This is a genomic window from Klebsiella sp. BIGb0399 (assembly GCF_003752615.1).
GTDB classification, from domain to species: Bacteria; Pseudomonadota; Gammaproteobacteria; order Enterobacterales; family Enterobacteriaceae; genus Klebsiella; species Klebsiella lignicola.
Genome location: NZ_RKHT01000009.1, coordinates 289,345 through 308,698, shown reverse-complemented (window position 1 = coordinate 308,698; position 19,354 = coordinate 289,345). Strand labels below are relative to the sequence as shown.

Annotated in this window: 18 protein-coding genes and 1 pseudogene; 10 read left to right on the top strand and 9 right to left on the bottom strand. The window is 58.0% G+C overall.

Annotation, left to right across the window (positions count from 1 at the left end):
• The first annotated feature begins 14 nt into the window (after positions 1-14).
• Both EDF82_RS22140 and EDF82_RS22135 read left to right on the top strand, forming a co-directional pair.
• Complete coding sequence (locus EDF82_RS22140; protein WP_123757638.1) at positions 15-1,616, top strand: APC family permease; 1,602 nt, start codon at positions 15-17, stop codon at positions 1,614-1,616.
• Between the two features lie 11 nt (positions 1,617-1,627).
• Positions 1,628-2,638: an Ldh family oxidoreductase gene (locus EDF82_RS22135; protein ID WP_123757637.1), complete on the top strand. Its 1,011-nt coding sequence runs from the start codon at positions 1,628-1,630 to the stop codon at positions 2,636-2,638.
• Between the two features lie 48 nt (positions 2,639-2,686).
• Here EDF82_RS22135 and EDF82_RS22130 read toward each other — a convergent pair whose 3' ends face one another.
• Both EDF82_RS22130 and EDF82_RS25320 read right to left on the bottom strand, forming a co-directional pair.
• On the bottom strand, positions 2,687-3,907 hold the full coding sequence (locus tag EDF82_RS22130; protein ID WP_123757636.1) for an amino acid deaminase: 1,221 nt from the start codon (positions 3,905-3,907) through the stop codon (positions 2,687-2,689).
• Positions 3,908-3,986: 79 nt separating this feature from the next.
• Positions 3,987-4,131, bottom strand: a pseudogene (locus EDF82_RS25320) (hypothetical protein).
• On the opposite strand from EDF82_RS25320, the gene EDF82_RS22125 reads away from it, so the two are divergent.
• From EDF82_RS22125 to EDF82_RS22105, 5 genes are all read left to right on the top strand, one after another.
• Complete coding sequence (locus EDF82_RS22125) at positions 4,109-5,569, top strand: amidohydrolase family protein (protein WP_123757635.1); 1,461 nt, start codon at positions 4,109-4,111, stop codon at positions 5,567-5,569. The pseudogene EDF82_RS25320 and the gene EDF82_RS22125 sit on opposite strands and share 23 nt — an antisense overlap.
• Positions 5,559-5,951 carry a RidA family protein gene (locus EDF82_RS22120; protein ID WP_123757634.1) on the top strand — a complete coding sequence of 131 codons (393 nt, stop codon included), beginning with the start codon at positions 5,559-5,561 and terminating at the stop codon, positions 5,949-5,951. The genes EDF82_RS22125 and EDF82_RS22120 overlap by 11 nt, the downstream gene beginning before the upstream one ends.
• Positions 5,952-6,125: 174 nt before the next feature.
• Positions 6,126-7,613 (top strand): sodium:solute symporter family protein, encoded by a 1,488-nt coding sequence (locus EDF82_RS22115; RefSeq protein WP_123757633.1) that lies wholly within the window; start codon positions 6,126-6,128, stop codon positions 7,611-7,613.
• A gap of 10 nt (positions 7,614-7,623) precedes the next feature.
• The gene (locus tag EDF82_RS22110; protein WP_123757632.1) at positions 7,624-8,496 is read left to right on the top strand and encodes a 2-dehydro-3-deoxygalactonokinase; all 873 of its coding nucleotides are present in this window, start codon (positions 7,624-7,626) and stop codon (positions 8,494-8,496) included.
• Entirely contained in the window at positions 8,483-9,082 is a 600-nt protein-coding gene (locus EDF82_RS22105) for a 2-dehydro-3-deoxy-6-phosphogalactonate aldolase (RefSeq protein WP_123757631.1), read from the top strand. The genes EDF82_RS22110 and EDF82_RS22105 overlap by 14 nt, the downstream gene beginning before the upstream one ends.
• Here EDF82_RS22105 and EDF82_RS22100 read toward each other — a convergent pair.
• The gene (locus EDF82_RS22100) at positions 9,079-9,942 is read right to left on the bottom strand and encodes a MurR/RpiR family transcriptional regulator (protein ID WP_123757630.1); all 864 of its coding nucleotides are present in this window, start codon (positions 9,940-9,942) and stop codon (positions 9,079-9,081) included. The two genes, EDF82_RS22105 and EDF82_RS22100, sit on opposite strands and share 4 nt — an antisense overlap.
• 220 nt (positions 9,943-10,162) lie before the next feature.
• On the opposite strand from EDF82_RS22100, the gene EDF82_RS22095 reads away from it, so the two are divergent.
• Positions 10,163-10,981: an N-acetyltransferase gene (locus tag EDF82_RS22095; RefSeq protein ID WP_123757629.1), complete on the top strand. Its 819-nt coding sequence runs from the start codon at positions 10,163-10,165 to the stop codon at positions 10,979-10,981.
• A 39-nt stretch (positions 10,982-11,020) separates the two neighbouring features.
• Here EDF82_RS22095 and opgB read toward each other — a convergent pair whose 3' ends face one another.
• The 6 genes from opgB to EDF82_RS22065 form a co-directional block, all read right to left on the bottom strand.
• Positions 11,021-13,312, bottom strand: a complete 2,292-nt coding sequence (opgB, locus tag EDF82_RS22090; protein ID WP_123757628.1) for a phosphatidylglycerol--membrane-oligosaccharide glycerophosphotransferase — start codon at positions 13,310-13,312, stop codon at positions 11,021-11,023.
• A 263-nt stretch (positions 13,313-13,575) separates the two neighbouring features.
• Positions 13,576-14,070: a DUF2501 domain-containing protein gene (locus tag EDF82_RS22085; RefSeq protein ID WP_123757627.1), complete on the bottom strand. Its 495-nt coding sequence runs from the start codon at positions 14,068-14,070 to the stop codon at positions 13,576-13,578.
• Positions 14,071-14,135: 65 nt separating this feature from the next.
• A complete protein-coding gene (gene dnaC, locus EDF82_RS22080) occupies positions 14,136-14,873 on the bottom strand; it encodes a DNA replication protein DnaC (protein WP_123757626.1) in 738 nt (245 codons plus the stop codon).
• A gap of 2 nt (positions 14,874-14,875) precedes the next feature.
• Positions 14,876-15,415 carry a primosomal protein DnaT gene (gene dnaT, locus EDF82_RS22075; RefSeq protein WP_123757625.1) on the bottom strand — a complete coding sequence of 180 codons (540 nt, stop codon included), beginning with the start codon at positions 15,413-15,415 and terminating at the stop codon, positions 14,876-14,878.
• A gap of 192 nt (positions 15,416-15,607) precedes the next feature.
• Positions 15,608-16,081 carry a threonine/serine exporter gene (locus EDF82_RS22070; RefSeq protein ID WP_123757624.1) on the bottom strand — a complete coding sequence of 158 codons (474 nt, stop codon included), beginning with the start codon at positions 16,079-16,081 and terminating at the stop codon, positions 15,608-15,610.
• A complete protein-coding gene (locus EDF82_RS22065; RefSeq protein ID WP_123757623.1) occupies positions 16,072-16,848 on the bottom strand; it encodes a threonine/serine exporter ThrE family protein in 777 nt (258 codons plus the stop codon). Before EDF82_RS22065 ends, EDF82_RS22070 begins: the two co-directional genes overlap by 10 nt.
• A gap of 287 nt (positions 16,849-17,135) precedes the next feature.
• On the opposite strand from EDF82_RS22065, the gene pobA reads away from it, so the two are divergent.
• Both pobA and EDF82_RS22055 read left to right on the top strand, forming a co-directional pair.
• Positions 17,136-18,320: a 4-hydroxybenzoate 3-monooxygenase gene (gene pobA, locus EDF82_RS22060; RefSeq protein ID WP_123757622.1), complete on the top strand. Its 1,185-nt coding sequence runs from the start codon at positions 17,136-17,138 to the stop codon at positions 18,318-18,320.
• Positions 18,321-18,343: 23 nt separating this feature from the next.
• Positions 18,344-19,213: a helix-turn-helix domain-containing protein gene (locus tag EDF82_RS22055; RefSeq protein WP_123757621.1), complete on the top strand. Its 870-nt coding sequence runs from the start codon at positions 18,344-18,346 to the stop codon at positions 19,211-19,213.
• The last annotated feature ends 141 nt before the right edge of the window (positions 19,214-19,354 follow it).

The following is a 19,354-nucleotide window of genomic DNA, read 5'->3' as shown; positions in this document are numbered from 1 at the left end:
GCAAGGGCATCACGATGACTATTCACTCTACGCATAACAGTCAAACCCGCGTGGCTGAGTCGGGTAAGTTTAAAAAGCAACTGACGTTAACCGATCTGACGTTTATTGGCCTGGGGGCGATTTTTGGTTCCGGATGGTTATTTGCCGCCAGCCACGTGGCGTCGATCGCCGGACCGGCCGGCATCGCCTCCTGGGTGATTGGCGGCGTGGCGGTGCTGCTGCTGGGGATTGTCTACTGCGAACTGGGGGCGGCGCTGCCGCGTGCCGGAGGGATTATCCGTTATCCGGTCTTTTCCCACGGCGAGCTGATGGGCTATCTGCTGGGTTTCATTACGCTGATCGCCTTTTCAAGCCTGATTTCGATCGAGATCGTCGCCGCCCGTCAGTATGCCGCGGCCTGGTTCCCGGCGCTGACGCAACCGGGTTCCAGCTCGCCAACCCTGCTGGGCTGGGTGGTGCAGTTTCTGCTGCTGTGCTTTTTCTTCAGTCTGAACTACTACAGCGTCAAAACCTTCGCCCGTTCGAACAACTTTATCAGCGTGCTGAAGTTCCTCGTTCCGCTGCTGGTGGTCATCACGCTCTTCACCTTCTTTAAGCCGGAAAACCTGCATGCTCAGGGGATTGCCCCGTTCGGCATGTCCGGTGTGGAAGCGGCGATCAGCGCCGGGGGGATCATTTTTGCCTATCTGGGGCTGACGCCGATTATCTCCGTCGCCAGCGAGGTGCAGAACCCGCAGCGCACCATCCCGGTAGCGCTGATTCTGTCGGTGGTGCTGTCGACCATTATCTACGTGCTGCTGCAGCTGGCGTTTCTCGGCAGTATTCCGACGGAGATGTTAAGCGGCGGCTGGGCGGAGGTGAGCAAACAGTTCTCGCTGCCGTATCGTGACATCGCGATTACGTTGGGGATGGGCTGGCTGGCCTTTATGGTCATCAGCGATGCGATTATCTCGCCGAGCGGCACGGGCAATATCTATATGAACGCCACGCCGCGCGTGATCTACGGCTGGGCGAAAGCCGGGACCTTTTTTAAAGCTTTTACCTACATTGATAAGGAGTCCGGGATCCCGCGTCCGGCGTTGTGGCTGACCTTTGGCCTGTCGATTTTCTGGACGCTGCCGTTCCCTTCCTGGGAGCAACTGATTAGCGTGGTGTCGGCGGCGCTGGTGCTGAGCTATGCGATTGCGCCGGTCACCGCTGCCGGGCTGCGTCGCAATGCGCCGGATCTGCCGCGTCCGTTCCGCGTGCGGGCGTTCGCTATCATTGGCCCGGTGTCGTTTATGATCTCGGCGCTGATCGTCTACTGGTCCGGCTGGAACACGCTCTCCTGGCTGCTGGGGCTGCAGATCGTCATGTTTGTGGTCTACATCCTGTGCAAAAGCAAGGTGCCGGTACATACCGTCAGCCTGGCGCAGCAGGTGAAGTCTTCGCTGTGGCTGATTGTCTTCTACGCGCTGATTATGCTCTTTTCCTGGGCCGGCAGTTTTGGAGGGATTAATGCGTTGCCCCATCCCTGGGATACGGTGATAGTGGCGGTAATGTCGCTGGGCATTTATTACTGGGGCGCGCGCAGTTGTCTTCCCCAGGCTAACTTTAGCGGAGACGAAGAAGAGTAGAGGAGAAGGTCATGGAAACGGTAACCCTTTCGTTACCCGAAGCTTATGCGCTGGCAATGCGGGCGCTGAGCAGCAATGGATTCAGTGAGGAACACGCGGCGGCAGTGGCGCGCAACGTGACCGGCGGGGAGCGCGATGGCTGCGCTTCCCACGGCCTGTGGCGGCTGCTGGGGATTATTGCCACCTTGCATAAAGGTAAGGTGTCTCCCGATGCCGAACCGCAGATTGACGACCGGGCGCCGGGGATTGTCCGGGTCGACGCCGGCGGTGCCTTTTCGTTACTGGCGTTTGAGCGGGCGCTGCCGCTGCTGGTGGAGAAGGCGCGTCATAGCGGGATCGCCGCGCTGGCGATCAACCGCTGTGTGCATTTTTCGGCGCTGTTTGCCGATATCGAACCCTTAACCGAGGCCGGCCTGGTCGGGCTGGCCTGTACGCCGGGCCATGCCTGGGTGGCGCCAGCCGGCGGTACTTTGCCGCTGTTTGGCACCAATCCCATCGCCTTTGGCTGGCCGCGGGGCGAGGCGCCGCCGTTTATTTTTGATATGGCGACCAGCGTGGCGGCACGCGGTGAGATCCAGCTGCATCAGCGCGCCGGAAAATCGCTGCCGGAAGGGTGGGGAATCGACAGCCAGGGCCAGCCAACCACGGATGCCGGGGAAGTCCTGTCCGGGGCGATGCTGACCTTCGGTGGCTATAAAGGCTCGGCGCTGGCGGCGATGGTGGAACTGTTGGCCGGGCCGCTGATTGGCGATATGACCAGCGCGGAGTCGCTGGCCTGGGATAACGGTGCGGGCGGCCTGCCCTACGGCGGGGAGCTGATTCTGGCGCTGGATCCGCAACGTTTTCTTGGGGCGGAGGCCGATGCGCACCTGGCCCGGGCGCAGACGCTGTTTACCAACATGCAGGCACAAGGCGCCAGGTTACCCGGCGAACGCCGCTATCTCTGCCGTGCGCAGAGCGAACGATCCGGGGTGACCATTAGCCGTTCGCTGTTTGATGAAATTGCCGCATTGAGCGCGTAGTCGCGCGGCCCGGATTCCCCGGTGTCACACCGCCACCGGGGAGCCCGATCAGAACAGGGTGTCCAGCTCTTCCAGCACGGTGTACTCGTCATCGACCAGCAGCAGGGTTTTCCATTTGTCGAAGGTCAGGCACGGGTGCGACGTACCAAAAACGATAATGTCACCGACCTGCACATCGCAGTCTGGAGCCAGGCGCAGCATGCAGTGCTGATCCATAATCCCGACGCTGACGATCTCGTTGGCAGGCAGCGGCAGCGCGCGGCCGTTGCGATAGTGGGCGACAGGCTGCGGTAGCCCGGCATCGAAGGCGCAATCGCGTTTGCCAAAATTGACCACCGCGCGATCCGCTTCAGGAACCGACTGCACCATCGCCATCAGCTCCAGCGCGGAGGTCAGATCCCCCGCCAGATCGCAGGCGATCGGATCGCGGGCGATCAGCTCCCGTTGGGCAATATCGTAGATCCCCATGTCATGGGTGATGTAGCAACCCGGGCGGATCACTATCCGGCAGCGCGGTGGTTTTTGCGCGGCCAGCCACACGTTGCAGACCACGTCATACCAGACGGTGCCGGCGCCGGTCAGAATAAATTCCCCGTCAACCAGCGGCGCCATCCGGCAGGCAAGGATGGCGGCCTGCTGTAACAGCGCTTCCACCTGTGGCTGCGGATCGTCGCCGTGCAGCACCCCTTCGTACAGCTCCAGCCCGCGTAACGTCAGGCCCGGCAGGTCGGCTACCAACTGGGCCAGCGCCAGGGCATCCTCCACGCTACGACAGCCGCAGCGCCCGCCGGGAACGCCCAGCTCGATCAGGACGTCCAGCGTTTGCTGACGGGCGCTGAAGAACGCCGACAGGGTTCGGGCGTTAGCCTCGCTATCGACGCAGCAGACAAAATCCACCGTCCGGTAATGCGCTTTCAGCTGCGAGACCACCTGCATGTTGGCCTTGCCGACCAGTTGATTAACCATCAGGACGCGCTGAATGCCGCTGGCCATCGCCGCGCTGGCCTGCCAGGCGCTGCCCACTCCGATAGCCCATGCCCCGGCCTGCTGCTGCGCCTGAAAAATCCACGGCGTCATCGTCGTTTTACCGTGCGGCGCCAGCGACACACCGCGGGCATCGGCATAGCGCTGCATCCAGCTTATGTTATTTTCCAGCGCCGTTTTTTTCACCAGCGCGGCGGGCAGGCAGACCTCTTCTGCCAGCAGGTTGGCCGGGGAGGCCATCACGGCAGATTTGTGCGGGACAAGCGTAGCGGAATGGTATTTCATAACACTATCCTTTCAGGTTTTAGACTCGATGTTTATCAGGGTATCATTTATATCTTGTTGATTATTATTGGTTTAATACTTAAATATTATCCGTTATGAATAAAAGTATCACAAAACGATCTGGATTTTGCGTAGTTTTCCACTGTTTTTTCACCTTGTAAATGGTTAACTTGTCGGCAGAGTCGAAAGGGAGTAATTGCTATGAAGGTTGACTGGCTGTTCAAGAATGTCACGGTGATTGACGGGAGCGGTGGGCCGCAGTATCGCGGCGATGTGGCGGTGAAGGGCGATCGCATTGTGGCGATTGCTCCGGCACTGAAGGTGGACGCCGGGCACGAGATTGACGGCGAGGGCCGCGTGCTGGCGCCGGGGTTTATTGATGTGCATACCCATGATGATATCAACGTCATTCGCATGCCGGAGTATCTGCCAAAGCTGAGCCAGGGCGTGACCACGGTGATCGTCGGTAACTGCGGGATCAGCGCCGCCATGGCGACCATGCGCGGTGCTGTTCCCGATCCGATGAACCTGTTGGGTGAACAGGATCAGTTTATCTACCCTACCGTCGAGGCTTACGCCCACGCGGTAGAAGCCGCCAGGCCGTCGCTTAACGTCGGCACGCTGATTGGCCACACTGCGCTGCGCAATAACCATATGGACGATCTGTTCCGTCCGGCCACGGATCGCGAAATTGCCGGGATGCGTGTCCAGCTGCGTGATGCGTTACGTCAGGGAGCGCTGGGTTTGAGTACCGGACTGGCCTATGCCAGCGCGTTTCAGTCCACCACCGAAGAGGTGATGGCGCTGGCGGAAGAGCTGGCGGCGGAGAAGGGCATCTATACCACCCATCTGCGTTCTGAATTCGAGCCTATTCTGGAGGCCCTTGACGAAGCGTTTCGCATCGGGCGCCACGGCAACGTTCCGGTGGTGGTGTCGCATCATAAATGCGCCGGGGCAAAAAACTGGGGACGGACCCGCGAGACGCTGGCCTTTTTCGATGAGATGCGTGAGCACCAGGAGATTGCCTGCGATTGCTACCCTTATTCCGCCAGCTCCTCGACGCTGGATCTGAAACAGGTGACCGATGAGTTCGATATCGTGATTACCTGGTCGGAATCCCGGCCGGAACAGGCGGGTAAAACGCTCAAGCAGATTGCCAGCGACTGGCAGATGAGCCTGCTTGATGCGGCGGCACAGCTGATGCCGGCCGGCGCTATCTATTACAACATGGACGAGCAGGATGTCCGGCGGGTGATGCGCTATCCCGTCACGATGATCGGCTCCGACGGGTTACCCAACGATCCGATGCCGCATCCGCGTTTATGGGGCGCTTTCCCTCGCGTACTGGGGCATTACAGCCGTGATGAACAGCTGTTCCCGCTGACCACGGCGATTCACAAAATGACCGGGCTGTCGGCGGCGCGTTTCCGTCTGCCGCAGCGCGGGCTGGTTAAAGTGGACTATTTTGCCGACCTGGTGCTGTTCGATCCGCTGACGGTGCGGGATGTGGCCAGCTTCTCCGACCCGAAACAGCCCGCAGAAGGGATTGAGGCGGTGATGGTAAATGGTGTGATGAGCTACGGCAGCGATAAAAAAATTACCGGGCGCGCAGGGCGTTTCCTGCGTCGCCAGATGGACGAAGGAGTGAAGTATGAGCATTAAACGTTATGGCGTCGAAGGCGGAACCGGAACCGGCGGTCAGCATCTGCCTTTCGCACGGGCGGTAGAAGCCGGGGGCTGGTTGTACGTCTCCGGCCAGACGCCGATGAAAAACGGTGAAGTAGTGGAAGGCGGTATTGTCGAACAGTCGCGCCTGGCGATTCAGAACTGCGTCGATATCATGACCGAAGCCGGCTACACCCTGGCGGATGTGGTGCATGTGAAAGTGATTCTGACTGACTCACGCTATTTCCAGTCATTCAATAAAGTGTTCCGCGAGTTCTTCGGTGAGCATCCGCCCGCGCGTATTTGCTGCGTCGCCGATCTGGTGGTGGATTGTAAAGTCGAAGTGGATGTGACCTGCTATAACGCCGCGCGCGGATAAATAATAACGCCCCTCCATCGGATGGGGCGTTAACCATAAAAATGTGATAGTCGTGCCAGATTGAATACCTCAATCGGCGCGAGCAGGGTTACTTTGCCTTTTTTCTGGCATCGTTACGATTAACTCATAATATTCAGCGGTACGAATATTATTTATTACGCCTGGATGTGAGCAATGAATAATATGTCATTCCTGATTTGGTTTTCCGTTTATGCCTGCGCGATGATTACCCTCGGTTGGTATGTGTCGCGTAAGCAGAAGAACGGTGATGATTTCTTACTGGGGGGCCGCTCCCTGCCGATGTTTCTGACCCTCGGCTCGACGGTTGGCACGATGGTCGGTACTGGTTCGAGCGTCGGGGCCGTGGGGTTTGGCTACAGTAACGGCTGGGCCGGGATGCTGTACGGCCTCGGCGGCGCGGTGGGGATTCTGCTGGTGGCGTGGTTATTTGCGCCGGTGCGTAAATTTCGCTTTATGACCATGAGCGAAGAGATGTCCTATTATACCGGCGGCAGTAAAATTATTAAAAACCTGGTCGCGATCCTGATTTTCATTGCCTCAATTGGCTGGCTTGGCGCTCATATATTAGGGGGCGGATTATATCTGGCATGGGCCAGCGGCATTGATATTAATGTCGCTAAAGTTATTATTGCGCTGGCGTTTGTGGTGTATGTCGGTATTGGTGGTTACTCCGCGGTGGTCTGGATCGATACCGTCCAGTCGATCATCCTGTTCGTTGGTTTTATTTTGATGGCGATTTTTGCCGTCCAGCACGTGGGAGGCTGGAGCCATATTCAGCAGGCGGTCGACCCGGCGGCGCAAAGCCTGTTTGCCGTGGATAAACTCGGCGTGCTTCCTGCGCTGTCGCTGGCGGTGGTCATCGGCGTCGGTGTCCTGGCAACGCCATCCTATCGTCAGCGTATCTACTCAGCGAAAACCGTCTCTTCCGTGCGCCAGTCCTTTACCATCACCGGCCTGCTGTACCTTGGTTTCTCTTTCCTGCCGGCCATTATCGGCATGGCGGTGTGGACCATGAATGCGAACCTCGAAAACAACGGTTTTGCTTTCCTGTTTGCCACCCAGGTGCTGCCGCCGGTGCTGGGTATGGCGATCCTGATTGCCGGGATGTCGGCCAATATGTCTTCCGGTAGCTCCGATGCTATTGCCGCAGTGTCGATTATGCTGCGTGATCTCTACACCCTGGTGACCGGCCATATGCCCGCGCCGGAGAAAGCGATTCGCCTGTCGCGGATGTTCCTGGTACTGGTTATCGCCCTGGCGCTGCTTTTCGCGCTGACCTCTAACGATATCATCAGCTACATCACCAAAATGATCTCGATGATCATGTCCGGGATGTTTATCTGCACCATCCTTGGCCGCTTCTGGACGCGCTTCAACTGGCAGGGGGCGGTCGCGGCCCTGGCCGGTGGTGCCGGTGCCTCGGTGGCGGTGCTGCTGGACAGCGACTGGCTGGCCTTCTGGGGTAACCCGTGTATCCCGTCGGTGCTGACCAGCCTGGTGGCCTCCGTGGTGGTAACCCTGGTGACGCCGGCCAGCAGCATGAGCCGTGAAGAGGCGCTGGAGATGATCACTCGCGAACGTGAAAGCCGCCCGGCGGCTCCGGCGCTGCCGATTGGCAAACGTCATCCGTCGCAGAGCTAAGGGAGGCGTCATGCACAGTTATATTGCCGTCGACTGGGGCTCGACACAGCTCCGCGGCTGGTTGATTCGTGATGGGAAATGTGTGGAGACCCTGCAGCACCCGCTCGGGATTGCGCGGCTGAACGGGCAAACGCCGGAGGCGGTGTTTCATCAGTATCTGGCGCCGTGGCGCGGCGACGCAGCGCTGCCGGTCGTGATGGCCGGGATGGTGGGCAGCGATGCTGGCTGGCAGTCGGTGCCTTATCTGGCCTGCCCGGCGGCGCTTGATGCGCCAGGGCGCGAGCTGACGGCCGTGGCTGACAGGGTGTGGATTGTTCCCGGTCTGAAGGTTGAGCGGGACGGTGATTGCAACGTGATGCGTGGTGAAGAGACGCAGCTGCTTGGCGCATCGCAGATCGCTCCGGCGGAGTGCTACGTCATGCCCGGCACGCACTGCAAATGGGTGCAGGTTGAAGCGGGGGTGGTACGCCATTTTTCTACCGCGATGACCGGGGAGCTGCACCATCTGCTGCTCAGTCAGTCGCTGATTGGCAAACAGCTGCCCGACCAGCAGCCTGATGAGGCGGCGTTGACGCTGGGGCTGGAAAAAGGCATGGCGATGCCGTCTCTGGTCGCGAACCTGTTCGGCGCCCGTGCGGCACGGGTGTTGGGCATTCTGCCGCCGACATCGGTCAGTGACTATCTTTCAGGGCTGCTGATTGGCTCTGAGGTGGCAACGTTCAGCGAGCGCTATCGCGCGACGCAGGTAACCCTGGTGGGGGAACCGGCGCTGAGCGGACGTTACCGACAGGCATTGGCGGCCCGGGGAGTGACGGTTAACTGCTGTCCGGGCGATGAGGCATTTTTACGCGGTATTGCGAGGATAATGAATGAACAAGCTTAAACTGGTCGCGATCTTGCGCGGCATCCGTCCCGCAGAAGCCGCAGAGCATGTGGATACGCTGATTAGCGCTGGCTTTCGGTATATTGAAATCCCGCTTAATTCCCCGGACTGGCAGCAGAGTATTCCGCAGATGGTGCAGCAGTTTGGATCGCAGGCGATGATTGGCGCAGGCACGGTGCTGAATGTCGGGCAGGTGGATGTGCTGGCTGAGGCGGGCGCGAAGCTGGTTGTGACGCCCAATACGCAGCCGGCAGTGATCCGTCGGGCGGTGGCGCAGGGCATGTTGGTGTGCGCCGGATGCGCCACCGCGACAGAGGCGTTTACTGCCCTTGATGCCGGGGCGCAGTGGCTGAAGATTTTCCCTTCATCCAGCTTCGGGCCGGACTACATTCGCGCGCTGAAGGCGGTGTTGCCGCCGGAAGTGCCGGTGCTGGCCGTCGGTGGCGTGACGCCGGAAAACCTGGACTGCTGGGTGCAGGCGGGGTGCGCCGGGGCCGGGCTGGGCAGCGATCTGTATCGCGCCGGGCAGTCGCTGGATCGTACCCGCGAGCAGGCCGGGCGCTTTATTGCCGCCAGCCTCGCTTAATCGCCTAAGGGCTGGCGGTCGACGCCACCGCGGTGGCTGTCCAGCGCCAGCTTGATACGGCGCAGCCGATCTTTCGCCTGAGGTTTGTTGGCCATCGCCAGTTCGGTGGCCAGCACATCTACCATCGCCAGCATGGCATAGCGCGAGGTGCTGGGTTTGAAAATATAGTCGTTCTCACGTACCAGCAGCGGCAGTACCAGGTCCGCTTGCTCCGCCAGCGGGGTTTCTGCCGGGGTAATCGCGATCACCTTCGCGCCATACTGTCTGGCGATGGCCGCGCTCTCAATCATCTCTTTGGTATACCCGCCAAGCGACAGCACAATCACCACATCTTTGGGCGTCACGGCAGAGCTCATCATTCGCACCAGCAGGCCGTCGTTCTGGCTGACAACCGGCAGACCAAGACGGAACAGGCGATACTGGATCTCCTGGGCGCAGATCGTTGAACCGCCGCCCATGCCGATAGCCAGGATTTGCCGCGCGTCGCTGAGCCAGGAGACGGCTCGCTTTAAGGCCTCAATATCCAGCGCCCGGCGGTTGGTTTCCAGCACGCCGATGATCGACTCGTAAATGCCCTGAACGCCTTCCAGATCCGGCACATCGAGAATAAAACGCTGGCCGACCGCCAGGGACTGCGCCAGCTTCATCTTGAGCTCGCGGACATCCTTGCACCCTAACGCCCGGGCAAACCGGGTCACTGACGCCTGGCTGGTACCGGTTAAACGGGCGATTTCGGCGATCGGCAATTCTGCCGCCGCGGCGACATCATCGAGGATAAACTGGGCAATACGCTTTTCGCTGACGGTGAGCTCGAGAAAGCGGTCGGTGATGCAGGAGATGATATCTATCGAGTAGGCCATCGCAGGTACCAGGCGGAAAATTCAGGATGATACTTTGTACCATATTTAGCCAGTAAACGCAGCACTGGCCGGGGAAGGTGTGCAGGATGAGCCTCATGGTGCGGCACGTTCAATGGCTGGAGCAGCACGATATTGCCCTCCTGAGCCAGGCGAAATCTCGTCATGGCGATTATAGTATTGGCTTTCATCGGTTCAGCATCACAGCGTTCGGGAGCAATGTATGGAGCTCATCGCCGTTCCTGCCACCCGGTTCAGTATCGACCGGCTGGCAGCCATTCTCAGCGATTGTTTTGAGGATTATCTGGTCCCCGTCACTCTGTCGGTGGAGGTGTTTGTTCAGCGTTTTAGCGCCGAAGGCATGAGCCTGCTGGATTCCTGCGTCTGGCTGGATGGCGATGTGCCTGCGGCGATGGCGGTGATTTCCCGGCGTGGCGATGAGGCCAGACTCGCGGCATTTGCGGTGCGGCCCGCGTATCGTGGAAAAGGACTGGGTCGCCAGTTGATGACGCCGCTGATGGCTTCGCTGCGGGAGCAGGGCGTGCGGCAGATGTGGCTCGAGGTGATCCGCGATAACCTGGCGGCGGTGGCGCTGTACCAGGCGTTGGGGTTTACGGTGCGCCACGGGCTATGCGGCTTTGTCAGTACCCAGCCGCAGAATGAGAGCGCGGCGGGGCTGGCGGTGTGTGATGGCCTGGCGCTGATCCGCAAAGCCGGGGCCGAGGTCAATGGTCGGCTGCCGTGGCTGATGGATCCGCTAACCTTCGCCACGCTGCCGTGCCGGACGCTGACGTTACATCAACAGGCTTTTGCGGTGCTGGCGACCCTGAACCACAAACCGCAGCTGCAGTTCTTGTGGGTCGAGCCCGCAGCGCGAGGACGCGGGTTAGGGCGGGAGATGCTCACCACCCTGGCGCGACAATATCCGGGACTGAGCACCACGGTGACCATCCCGGAATCTTTTACGCCGCTGTTCAACGCCGCGGGATATGCGACGTTGACGCTGAAGCAGTATGAAATGTGCGTGACGCTGCGTGCATGATCGCCGGCAGCGTCTTGAGTGCGGTAACCGGCGCTAAGCTTAACCGTCGCTTTTCACCACTTTGATATCCACCATGCCAATCCCCAGCTGACGCGGCGAATGGCCGAGGATATTGCCCTCGTTAGTGGATTGCGGGTCCGGCGGCACGATAATCAGCGTATCGCTGCGCGACGGGTTGTCGAAATGTAGCGTGGTGGTGGAGACATCGTTGGCCAGGGTCAGGGTCTGTTCGCTGTTGCCGACGCGCACCGGGATCGGTTTATTGGCGTTCGGCCCGTAGGCCTTGGCGGTGATCACCAGATCGAATTTTTCCGGTAACGGCTGCTTAAATTCAATTTTCACTTCGCTGCCCAGCTGGGCGTTGGACCAGCGGCCCCACGATTCCGGACGAGAGATGCCGCTGAACTGTTTGACCTCTTCCGGGGCGCCGGCAACGTTAAAGACAAAGCTGTCCGCTTTGTAGCGAATATCGTTATCGACAATCTTCAGCGTATCGACGTTGCCTTTATAGCGCTGCATATCGATCACGGTATCTTTGAAGGCCGTTTTGCCCTGCCACTGAGGTTTATCGACGTGCTGCACGGTTTGCTCGCCGCCGAGCTGGCCCTGCGAAACGCACCAGTCGGTTGAGAGCGCCAGCTCTGGCGACCACAGCTGGCCCATTTTGTAGCAGCGGTCGACCCAAACGAAATTATCGCGTGGGGCGAAATCAGCCAGCTGGAAGCGCAGCGGGGCAGAATATTCGCTCTCAGGCAGCGGCTCGACGCGTTTGTCGGACACCCGCAGCAGCAGTGGCAGGCGGAAGTGGCTGCCGGAGAATGAGATCATGCTCTTCTGGGCGTCGACGGTGAAGTTTTTCATCTCTTTCGGGAAGTTCCACAGGCGGATGACATCCGGCTTCCACGCCAGCACTTTCTCTTTCATATTCATGAAGATGCCGGACAGAGACTGCCCGGAGAGGCTGCTGCGGCCCAGGCCGATAAAGTTATCGCCGCCGAGGATGTCCAGCACCGTGGCGCCGTTGTCCATGGTGTTGCGCTTCACGGCCAGCGTATCCTGCTGCGGCTGGTCGCCACGCAGAATAAAGAACAGGTTGCTGCGGTCCTGCTTGTTGAGATAGTCCCAGGCGGAGTTTTTCATTGCCAGGTGGTCGGAAGAGACCACGATCACCGTGTTTTTGAAATACGGTGAGGCTTTGATCTTCTCGATCAGCGCGGCGATATGCTCCTGGCTACAGGCGACGGCGCTAAAGGAGAGGTTCTTTTTCCCACCCATCTCATAGCTTTTACGCTGGCAGGTGCGGGAGATAAAGCCGTCCGGGTGGTGGGTATCGACCGTCAGGGCAAAGAGCGAGAAGCGTTTGCCGGACTGGGAAAGCTGTTCGAATTTTTTCCAGGTTTCATCGAGAACGGTGTCATCGTAGAAGCCCCAGTCATTGCGGTAGGTCGGGTCCGCCACCGTGGTTTTCAGCTCTTCGGCGCCGTAGAGATGGTCGAAACCGTGTGATTTCAGAAACACATCTTTGCCGGCAAAGCGCAGGTTCGCGCCCTGCACGAAATAGTTTTCATAGCCGGAATTTTTCAGAATATCGCCGAGGCAGATATTTTGCGGGAAGAAGCTGGAGACCGAGGCCGACGCGTTGCCTTCAAACGGCGCAAACAGCGGAATGCCGCACTGCGAGGCCACCATGCCGGCGATGGTGTAATCGGTACCCGGAAGCTGGGTGGTGTTGCTGAAGTCGAGGCCTTCGTTTTTGAGTTTGCCCAGCTCCGGCGTCAGGTCAGGGAATGCGTCGTTATCGAAATAGGTGCGTTCGAGGCTTTCCCCGTAGATGTAGACCAGGTTCAGCTTCGGATCGGCGATGCTTTTCGCCGGCTCTTTGTAATAGGCGGCAAAGTCGGGATCGCCATCGCGGGACTGGGATTTTACCAGTTCGCTGATCTGGCGGAATGCCGGACTGGCATCAACGGAGGCCAGCGCCAGCACCAGCGCCAGCAGGCTGTAGCCAAAGTGGTGCGGATGATGACGGCGGCGGCGCAGCACCCAACCTAAGGCGCTAAAGACGGCGACCAGCGCCGCGACAAGCCCGACGCCGGGAAGAATATATTTGCTGACGCCCGCACCGGTCAGGCTGTTGGTCAGGGTATAGAGGACCGCGTCATTGATCCCATCGCCGGTGAAATAGTCGCTGGCGTAGAGGGTGATGTTGAGCACCACAAACAGACCCAATACCGTCAACGTGGCGGCAAACCACCAGGTATTGCGACCCGCTTTTAAGGCATAGATCACCACCGAAGTGAGAAACAAGGCGATGGATAACAACTCTGACACAGTACGTACACCCTCTAAATGGTACCTGTTGAAAACCGGCAGGAGAGATCACTTTCCACGGTACACTGTAATTGCAGTGCCATATCGCTGCAATTGTAGAGTCATGAAAGTGTGCTGTGGTTCAGAATTGGTTTAGAAATGGTCATTCCAGGATAATGACTCATCCTGTGTGGCGGGGGGAGGCGGAACAAAAAAGGGTGAAAATCGCGACTGCGGCCGCGTTGTCGGCCCTAAGGCGTTAAACGCGGCCTCTGAGGCGGGGATCAGGAGAGGAAGCTAACACCCTGTTTTAAGACCAGATCGCAGGCTTTGGTTTTCACTTTCTCAGCCATCGAGCTGCTGCCGAGACTGTTGAGATCCAGTTTCTGGCCGCTGTTGCTGCTCAGAAGCCCCTGCAGACCGTCAAGGTAGCTGGTGTCCTCTTTCTGTTTTTCCGGAGTGCTGAGGCCCAGTTTATCCAGCACCTGGTTTTTGACGTTTTCGGTGTTGGTCACCGAAGACAGTTTCTGCTTCGCGCAATAGGACATAATCCCGGCGGCATTGTTCATGCTGCTGGAGGTCAGGGACTGGTTGCCGTTGCTCAGCAGGCTGGTCAGGGAAGAGACCGACATGCCGCCACTTTGCTGAGAGTCGCCCTGGCTGCTTAGCTGGCTGGCCGCGCTGGAAAGGGAATCCTGCCAGGAGGCAGCGTGGACGCCGGCGCTAAGAAAAACACCGGCAATCAAGGTGGTGCGGAACAAAAATTGAGCAGTTTTCATGAGTGTACTCGTCATAGTTACTTAAGCATCCCTGTAGTATAACCCCGCCCGGGTTCGGAAATATCTTAATACTCTTTACCGGTAACACGATGACGATAGCTGTCCCAGTTGAAAATCACCCACAGGCTATTGCCGAGACGCATGCGGTCCATGACGCGTTCGCCGAGCAGCTTGTTCATCTCTTCCATATTGCTGTTGGTGAGCATGCCGGTCGGGCGTTTTGACGACGAGCGGCGGTCGACGATCTGATTGATGATCACCTTCTCGTAGCGCGATTCTGTTTGCATCCCGATCTCATCGATGACCAGCAGATCGACCTTGCTCAGATCGCTCAGCAGCTGCTCTTCGCTGACTTCCCGGTTGCCGAAAGTGTCTTTCATTGCTGACATAATATCGGCGACGGTAATGATTAATACCGACTTCCCGCGCAGCAGCAGCTCATTACAAATGGCGGCGGCAAGGTGGTTCTTACCGGTGCCCGGCTTGCCGGAAAAGATAAAGCTGGCGATATTGCCATCGAACTCTTCAACGTACTGACGCGCCCTGGACAGGGCGTTCATCTGGCCTTCGCACTCTACCCGGTAGTTCTCAAAGGAACAGTTCTGATGCAGCGGTCGGATGCCGGAACGGTTAAACGTGCGCTGCATCTTCATGGCGCGGTTTTCACGCTCCAGCGCTTCAGAACGCAGCTTGCCCTGCTCCTTTTGCCAGGCCAGCAGCTCTTCGCCGGTTTTAAACGCCGGTTCGACATGGGCCGGCATCATTTTTTGCAGACGCTTCATCAGGTCGCCAACGTTTTTCATGCTCATCCTCTGAAACCTCGTGGAATATGGCTATCCGGTTCACTGACCGTATTCACATCGCGTCGCGGCTGGCCGCCGTTGCTGGCCCGGCCGATTTGGACGCTGCGCGCCAGCTTTTGTTGCCATTGCACATGATGAAAGACTTTGCCTTCCGCTTGCCAGTAAGCGACAAAAGCCGCCAGCTCTTCCGGGGTCACCGGCTGGCTGAGGGCGATGCCCCAGAGCGCGGCGAGGCGCTGAAAATCGGCATCCGGCTGCCAGTCGGCATACATGGCGAATTTCCCCATGGGAATGGCGGTTGGCGCGGCGGCGGGCTCATCAAAAAACTGCGTATCCAGCGCCACATCGCTGCCGGGACGTGCCAGCTTTGCTTCCAGCTCAAGCAGCTGAGCCAGACGTTCCGGCGTCAGCGCGTAGAACGCCGGGGAATTGTTGGCAAAAACGGCGACGGCGCCGCTGGCCGATTTTGCGAGTACGGCCGCAGGGTCCTGGATGAAATCATCCAGGCCGCTAAAATCGGTGGTTAACATTCGCGAAGACATAACGCTATCTCAACTCTGAACAACATATAGAGGGGGCTAAACCGATTGTCTTTCCAGTCGTTTTTGACCGGCGGCGCCCGGTGGACGGCATCGCTTAGTCCAGTAAGCCTGTCGGAATGCCTTCCGGCGCCGCAGTAAAACACATCGAAATCTATTGGCTATAGTAGCACAGGGTTCAGCCAAATCTCTGTGCTATACCCGCGGGCGCTTACGGTACAACCAGAGGCCCGGGATAGAAAGGCCAATGGAGAGGGCGCCGACAATAGAAGAGGCCTTCAGGAAATTGCTCAGCAGCATGATCATCAGCTCATCGGAGTAGCCAAAGTGGCTGATTTTTACCGCCGAGATCATCGCGGTGTAGGCCGAGATACCGGGGAACATCGGGATCACTGCGGCCACGGTGAAAATCTTCGGATGCGCCAGATACCAGCGGGACCATTGAATACCGATGCTGCCAACCAGCAGCGCGGCGAGAAACGTCGCCCACTCAATATTGAACCCGACATCCATCATCACCATGCGCGAGCTATGGCCGATGGCGCCGAGCAGCGCACACCAGCGCAGCGCGCGCTGTGGGACGTTAAACACCATCGCAAAGCCGGCCGCCGGAATGGCCGATAGCGCCATATCCTGCAGCAGTGCAAAAATATACGTCATTATACCCATCCTCGCAGCCCCCACATGGTCATCGCCATCACGACCCCGATACAGGTGGCCAGCGTCAACAGGCTGGCAATCGCCCAGCGCGCCAGGCCGGTATTGATGTGCCCTTTAAACATATCCGCCACGGCGTTGATTAAGGGAAAACCGGGAACCAGCAGCAGGACGCTGGCGGCCATTGCGACCGTTGAGGTGGCGGTAAATGCCGGCAGGTGCAGCATCAGCCCGGAAATGGTGGTGGCGACAAACGCCGTGATGCAGAAGTTAATCTGCGGGTGCATCGAACGGTGGGTCAGGAGCTGGCGAATATACATCGCGACGGTACTGGCGCAGAAAGTGATCAATGCGCCGTCCCAACCGCCTTTATTTAACTTGCAGAAGCAGGCGCAGGATAAGCCAACCATCAGCACCACCAGCCAGCGCGGGTAGCGTAGCGGTTTGATCTGCGCAAAGCGCTTCTCTACGTCTTTATAATCCAGCAGCTTATGCTCGGCCATAATCACAATATGCTGCACTTCCGTCACCACATGCATGTTGATGCCGCGATCGACGTTCTTACGTGTGGAGGTCAGGCATTCGCCATCTTTAATCGTCGTGAGCACAATGGCATTCGAGGAGATGGCGCTTTCGACGCTGTCCATACCCAGCGCCCGTCCCAGGCGGGTTGAGAGTTCCTCCACCAGGGCGCTTTCGGCGCCGTGCTGCAATAAGAAAAGCCCACACTGAATGCACAACCGCGTAATAGCGCGCTGAACTGCCCGATCTGCTTGCATAAGTACCCGCTGTTCCCCACGTCCAATCCCAAAGTGTTTGTCGATACTTTAATCTGAACTCCCGTGGTATCTGGGGGGGACGGGATCAAACAATGTGCAAAAAGACGCCTGGGGCGGACGAAATGAAATTTGAGCGCTGCCACACTTTCGTAAAACTGTTGGAAAGTGCAATTTTTGAACGAATTATGGCCTTCTTTTTCACGTCTGAGTTATCAAAAATGCAGCAAGGAACTTTTATTAAACAAAAAACAAACAAATAATTAACTATCTGAAGGTGAGACAACCCTATGAAAACACAAGTCGCGATTATTGGCGCTGGCCCCTCCGGGCTGCTGTTGGGTCAATTGCTGCATCTTGCCGGCATCCGTACGGTTATCCTCGAGCGGCAAACACCGGAATACGTGCTGGGGCGTATCCGCGCGGGGATCCTCGAAAGCGGAACCGTCGAATTACTGCGCGAAGCTGGTGTATCACAGCGAATGGATGCGGAAGGCCTGGTGCATCATGGGGTGGAGTTTTTGTTTGAGGGGCAGCGGGTGCCTGTTGCCCTGAGCGAGCTGACCGGGGGGAAAAGCGTGATGGTCTACGGCCAGACCGAAGTGACCCGGGATTTAATGGCGGCACGTGCTGACAGCGGGGCGCCGATTATTTATGGCGTCAGCGACGTGGTGATTGAAGATGCGAAGAGCGACCGACCGTCTATCTCGTATGTCAGCGGCGGCGAGACCTGCCGGCTCGAGTGTGATTTTATTGGCGGTTGCGATGGTTTTCACGGTGTGTCGCGCCAGAGCATTCCGCGCGAGATCCTTAAAGAGTACGAAAGCGTCTGGCCGTTTGGCTGGCTGGGGCTACTGGCGGATACGCCGCCGGTGAACCCGGAGCTGATTTATGCGCACCATGAGCGCGGGTTTGTGCTTTGTAGTCAGCGCTCACTAACACGCAGCCGCTACTATTTGCAGGTACCGCTGAGCGACAAGGTGGACGCGTGGTCGGACGAACGTTTCTGGGGAGAGTTGAAGCGTCGCCTGCCGGAGGAGCTGTCTGGCAAGTTAGTAACTGGTCACTCACTTGAGAAGAGCATCGCCCCGCTGCGCAGCTATGTGGTCGAGCCGATGCAATACGGGCGGCTGTTCCTGGTCGGGGATGCGGCGCATATCGTACCGCCCACCGGGGCAAAAGGGCTGAATCTGGCTGCCTCAGACGTCAATTATCTGTGGCGGATCCTGCGTGAATATTACCATCGTGGTCGTGCCGACCTGCTGGAGAGCTATTCTCGCTTTGCCCTCGACCGGGTGTGGAAGGGTGAGCGGTTTAGCTGGTTTATGACCCGTTTGCTGCATGACTTCCCGCAGCAGAGCGAGTTCGATAAAAAAATGCAGGCGGCAGATCGCCGTTACTATCTGGGCTCGCGCGCCGGGTTGACCACCATTGCGGAAAACTATGTTGGTCTGCCGATGGAGCGCGTGGCATAGCGTTGAAGACAGCAGGAGTTGCCATGCAGGTTGCGAATAGCGTTCCCGTTTTTACCTTGTATGGCGAAGAGCGCGACTGGCCTACGCCCGACCTGCTGCACTGTGAGTCGATTTTGCAGCGCAGCAGCCTGTATGAGTGGCATATCCGGATGCATCAGCATGCCGGGATGGTGCAGCTGCTGTACCTGCATAAGGGCCGGGCTGAAATCGAAATCGAAGGGACGATAACGGTGATGACCGATGCCTGTATTCAGGTCGTGCCTGCACTGTGCGTTCATGGATTTCGTTTTTCGCCAGGCACTCAGGGTTATGTGTTATCGCTGGCGCTGCCGTTGCTCAGCCGGCTTGAAAGCCAGTTTGGCCGCCAGCTTGATGTTCTCAGCCAGCCGCAATGTGTCCCCGTTAAACAATCCCGCGGGCACGTGCGCGCGCTGTTTACCGCCTTGCGTGAAGAGTATTGCGAAGAGCGGGACGCCCGGGAAATGATGCTGCATTCTCTGCTGGGTACGCTGCTGGTGTGGCTGAACCGGCAGTGTCTGCCGACGCCGGTTGCGGAAGGGAAAGCGGAACGAAAGCGCAGCGTTATGCGCCATTTTTCTCGTCTCATCGAAAGCCATTATCGCGAACATCTGCCGCTGGCGGAGTATGCCCGGCTGGTCGGGCTATCGGCGACCCATCTTAATTATTTATGTCGTGAATTTCATGGCTGCAGTGCGCTGAGCGTTTTGCACCAGCGATTGATGCTGGAAGCGCGGCGTAATCTGCAATATACCACGATGACAGTAACACAACTTTCTGATTATTTAGGGTTTACTGACGTGACTTATTTTTCTCGTTTTTTCCGTCGCTATAGCGGCGTCTCACCAAAAACATTCAGGAGTGAAATTAAATAAAGCCAGATACGTGCATCTGTATTAATTATTTCTAATAATATTTTTTATTTTTTCTAATTTATGATTGCTGGCCGTTTGTGCTAGTGTCATTTGTTGTTAAGGCCAATAATATATTTTTAGTTCCCCGCAATTTAGGATGCA

What these genes read in the sequence shown, in the direction of transcription:
- EDF82_RS22085 (WP_123757627.1), bottom strand. Translation starts at nt 14,070, where the DNA reads ATGAAAACTGCTCAATTTTTGTTCCGCACCACCTTGATTGCCGGTGTT.
- EDF82_RS22125 (WP_123757635.1), top strand. Translation starts at nt 4,109, where the DNA reads ATGAAGGTTGACTGGCTGTTCAAGAATGTCACGGTGATTGACGGGAGC.
- EDF82_RS22115 (WP_123757633.1), top strand. Translation starts at nt 6,126, where the DNA reads ATGAATAATATGTCATTCCTGATTTGGTTTTCCGTTTATGCCTGCGCG.
- EDF82_RS22140 (WP_123757638.1), top strand. Translation starts at nt 15, where the DNA reads ATGACTATTCACTCTACGCATAACAGTCAAACCCGCGTGGCTGAGTCG.
- EDF82_RS22120 (WP_123757634.1), top strand. Translation starts at nt 5,559, where the DNA reads ATGAGCATTAAACGTTATGGCGTCGAAGGCGGAACCGGAACCGGCGGT.
- dnaC (WP_123757626.1), bottom strand. Translation starts at nt 14,873, where the DNA reads ATGAAAAACGTTGGCGACCTGATGAAGCGTCTGCAAAAAATGATGCCG.
- dnaT (WP_123757625.1), bottom strand. Translation starts at nt 15,415, where the DNA reads ATGTCTTCGCGAATGTTAACCACCGATTTTAGCGGCCTGGATGATTTC.
- EDF82_RS22095 (WP_123757629.1), top strand. Translation starts at nt 10,163, where the DNA reads ATGGAGCTCATCGCCGTTCCTGCCACCCGGTTCAGTATCGACCGGCTG.
- EDF82_RS22055 (WP_123757621.1), top strand. Translation starts at nt 18,344, where the DNA reads ATGCAGGTTGCGAATAGCGTTCCCGTTTTTACCTTGTATGGCGAAGAG.
- EDF82_RS22100 (WP_123757630.1), bottom strand. Translation starts at nt 9,942, where the DNA reads ATGGCCTACTCGATAGATATCATCTCCTGCATCACCGACCGCTTTCTC.
- EDF82_RS22105 (WP_123757631.1), top strand. Translation starts at nt 8,483, where the DNA reads ATGAACAAGCTTAAACTGGTCGCGATCTTGCGCGGCATCCGTCCCGCA.
- EDF82_RS22070 (WP_123757624.1), bottom strand. Translation starts at nt 16,081, where the DNA reads ATGGGTATAATGACGTATATTTTTGCACTGCTGCAGGATATGGCGCTA.
- EDF82_RS22135 (WP_123757637.1), top strand. Translation starts at nt 1,628, where the DNA reads ATGGAAACGGTAACCCTTTCGTTACCCGAAGCTTATGCGCTGGCAATG.
- EDF82_RS22130 (WP_123757636.1), bottom strand. Translation starts at nt 3,907, where the DNA reads ATGAAATACCATTCCGCTACGCTTGTCCCGCACAAATCTGCCGTGATG.
- EDF82_RS22065 (WP_123757623.1), bottom strand. Translation starts at nt 16,848, where the DNA reads ATGCAAGCAGATCGGGCAGTTCAGCGCGCTATTACGCGGTTGTGCATT.
- pobA (WP_123757622.1), top strand. Translation starts at nt 17,136, where the DNA reads ATGAAAACACAAGTCGCGATTATTGGCGCTGGCCCCTCCGGGCTGCTG.
- EDF82_RS22110 (WP_123757632.1), top strand. Translation starts at nt 7,624, where the DNA reads ATGCACAGTTATATTGCCGTCGACTGGGGCTCGACACAGCTCCGCGGC.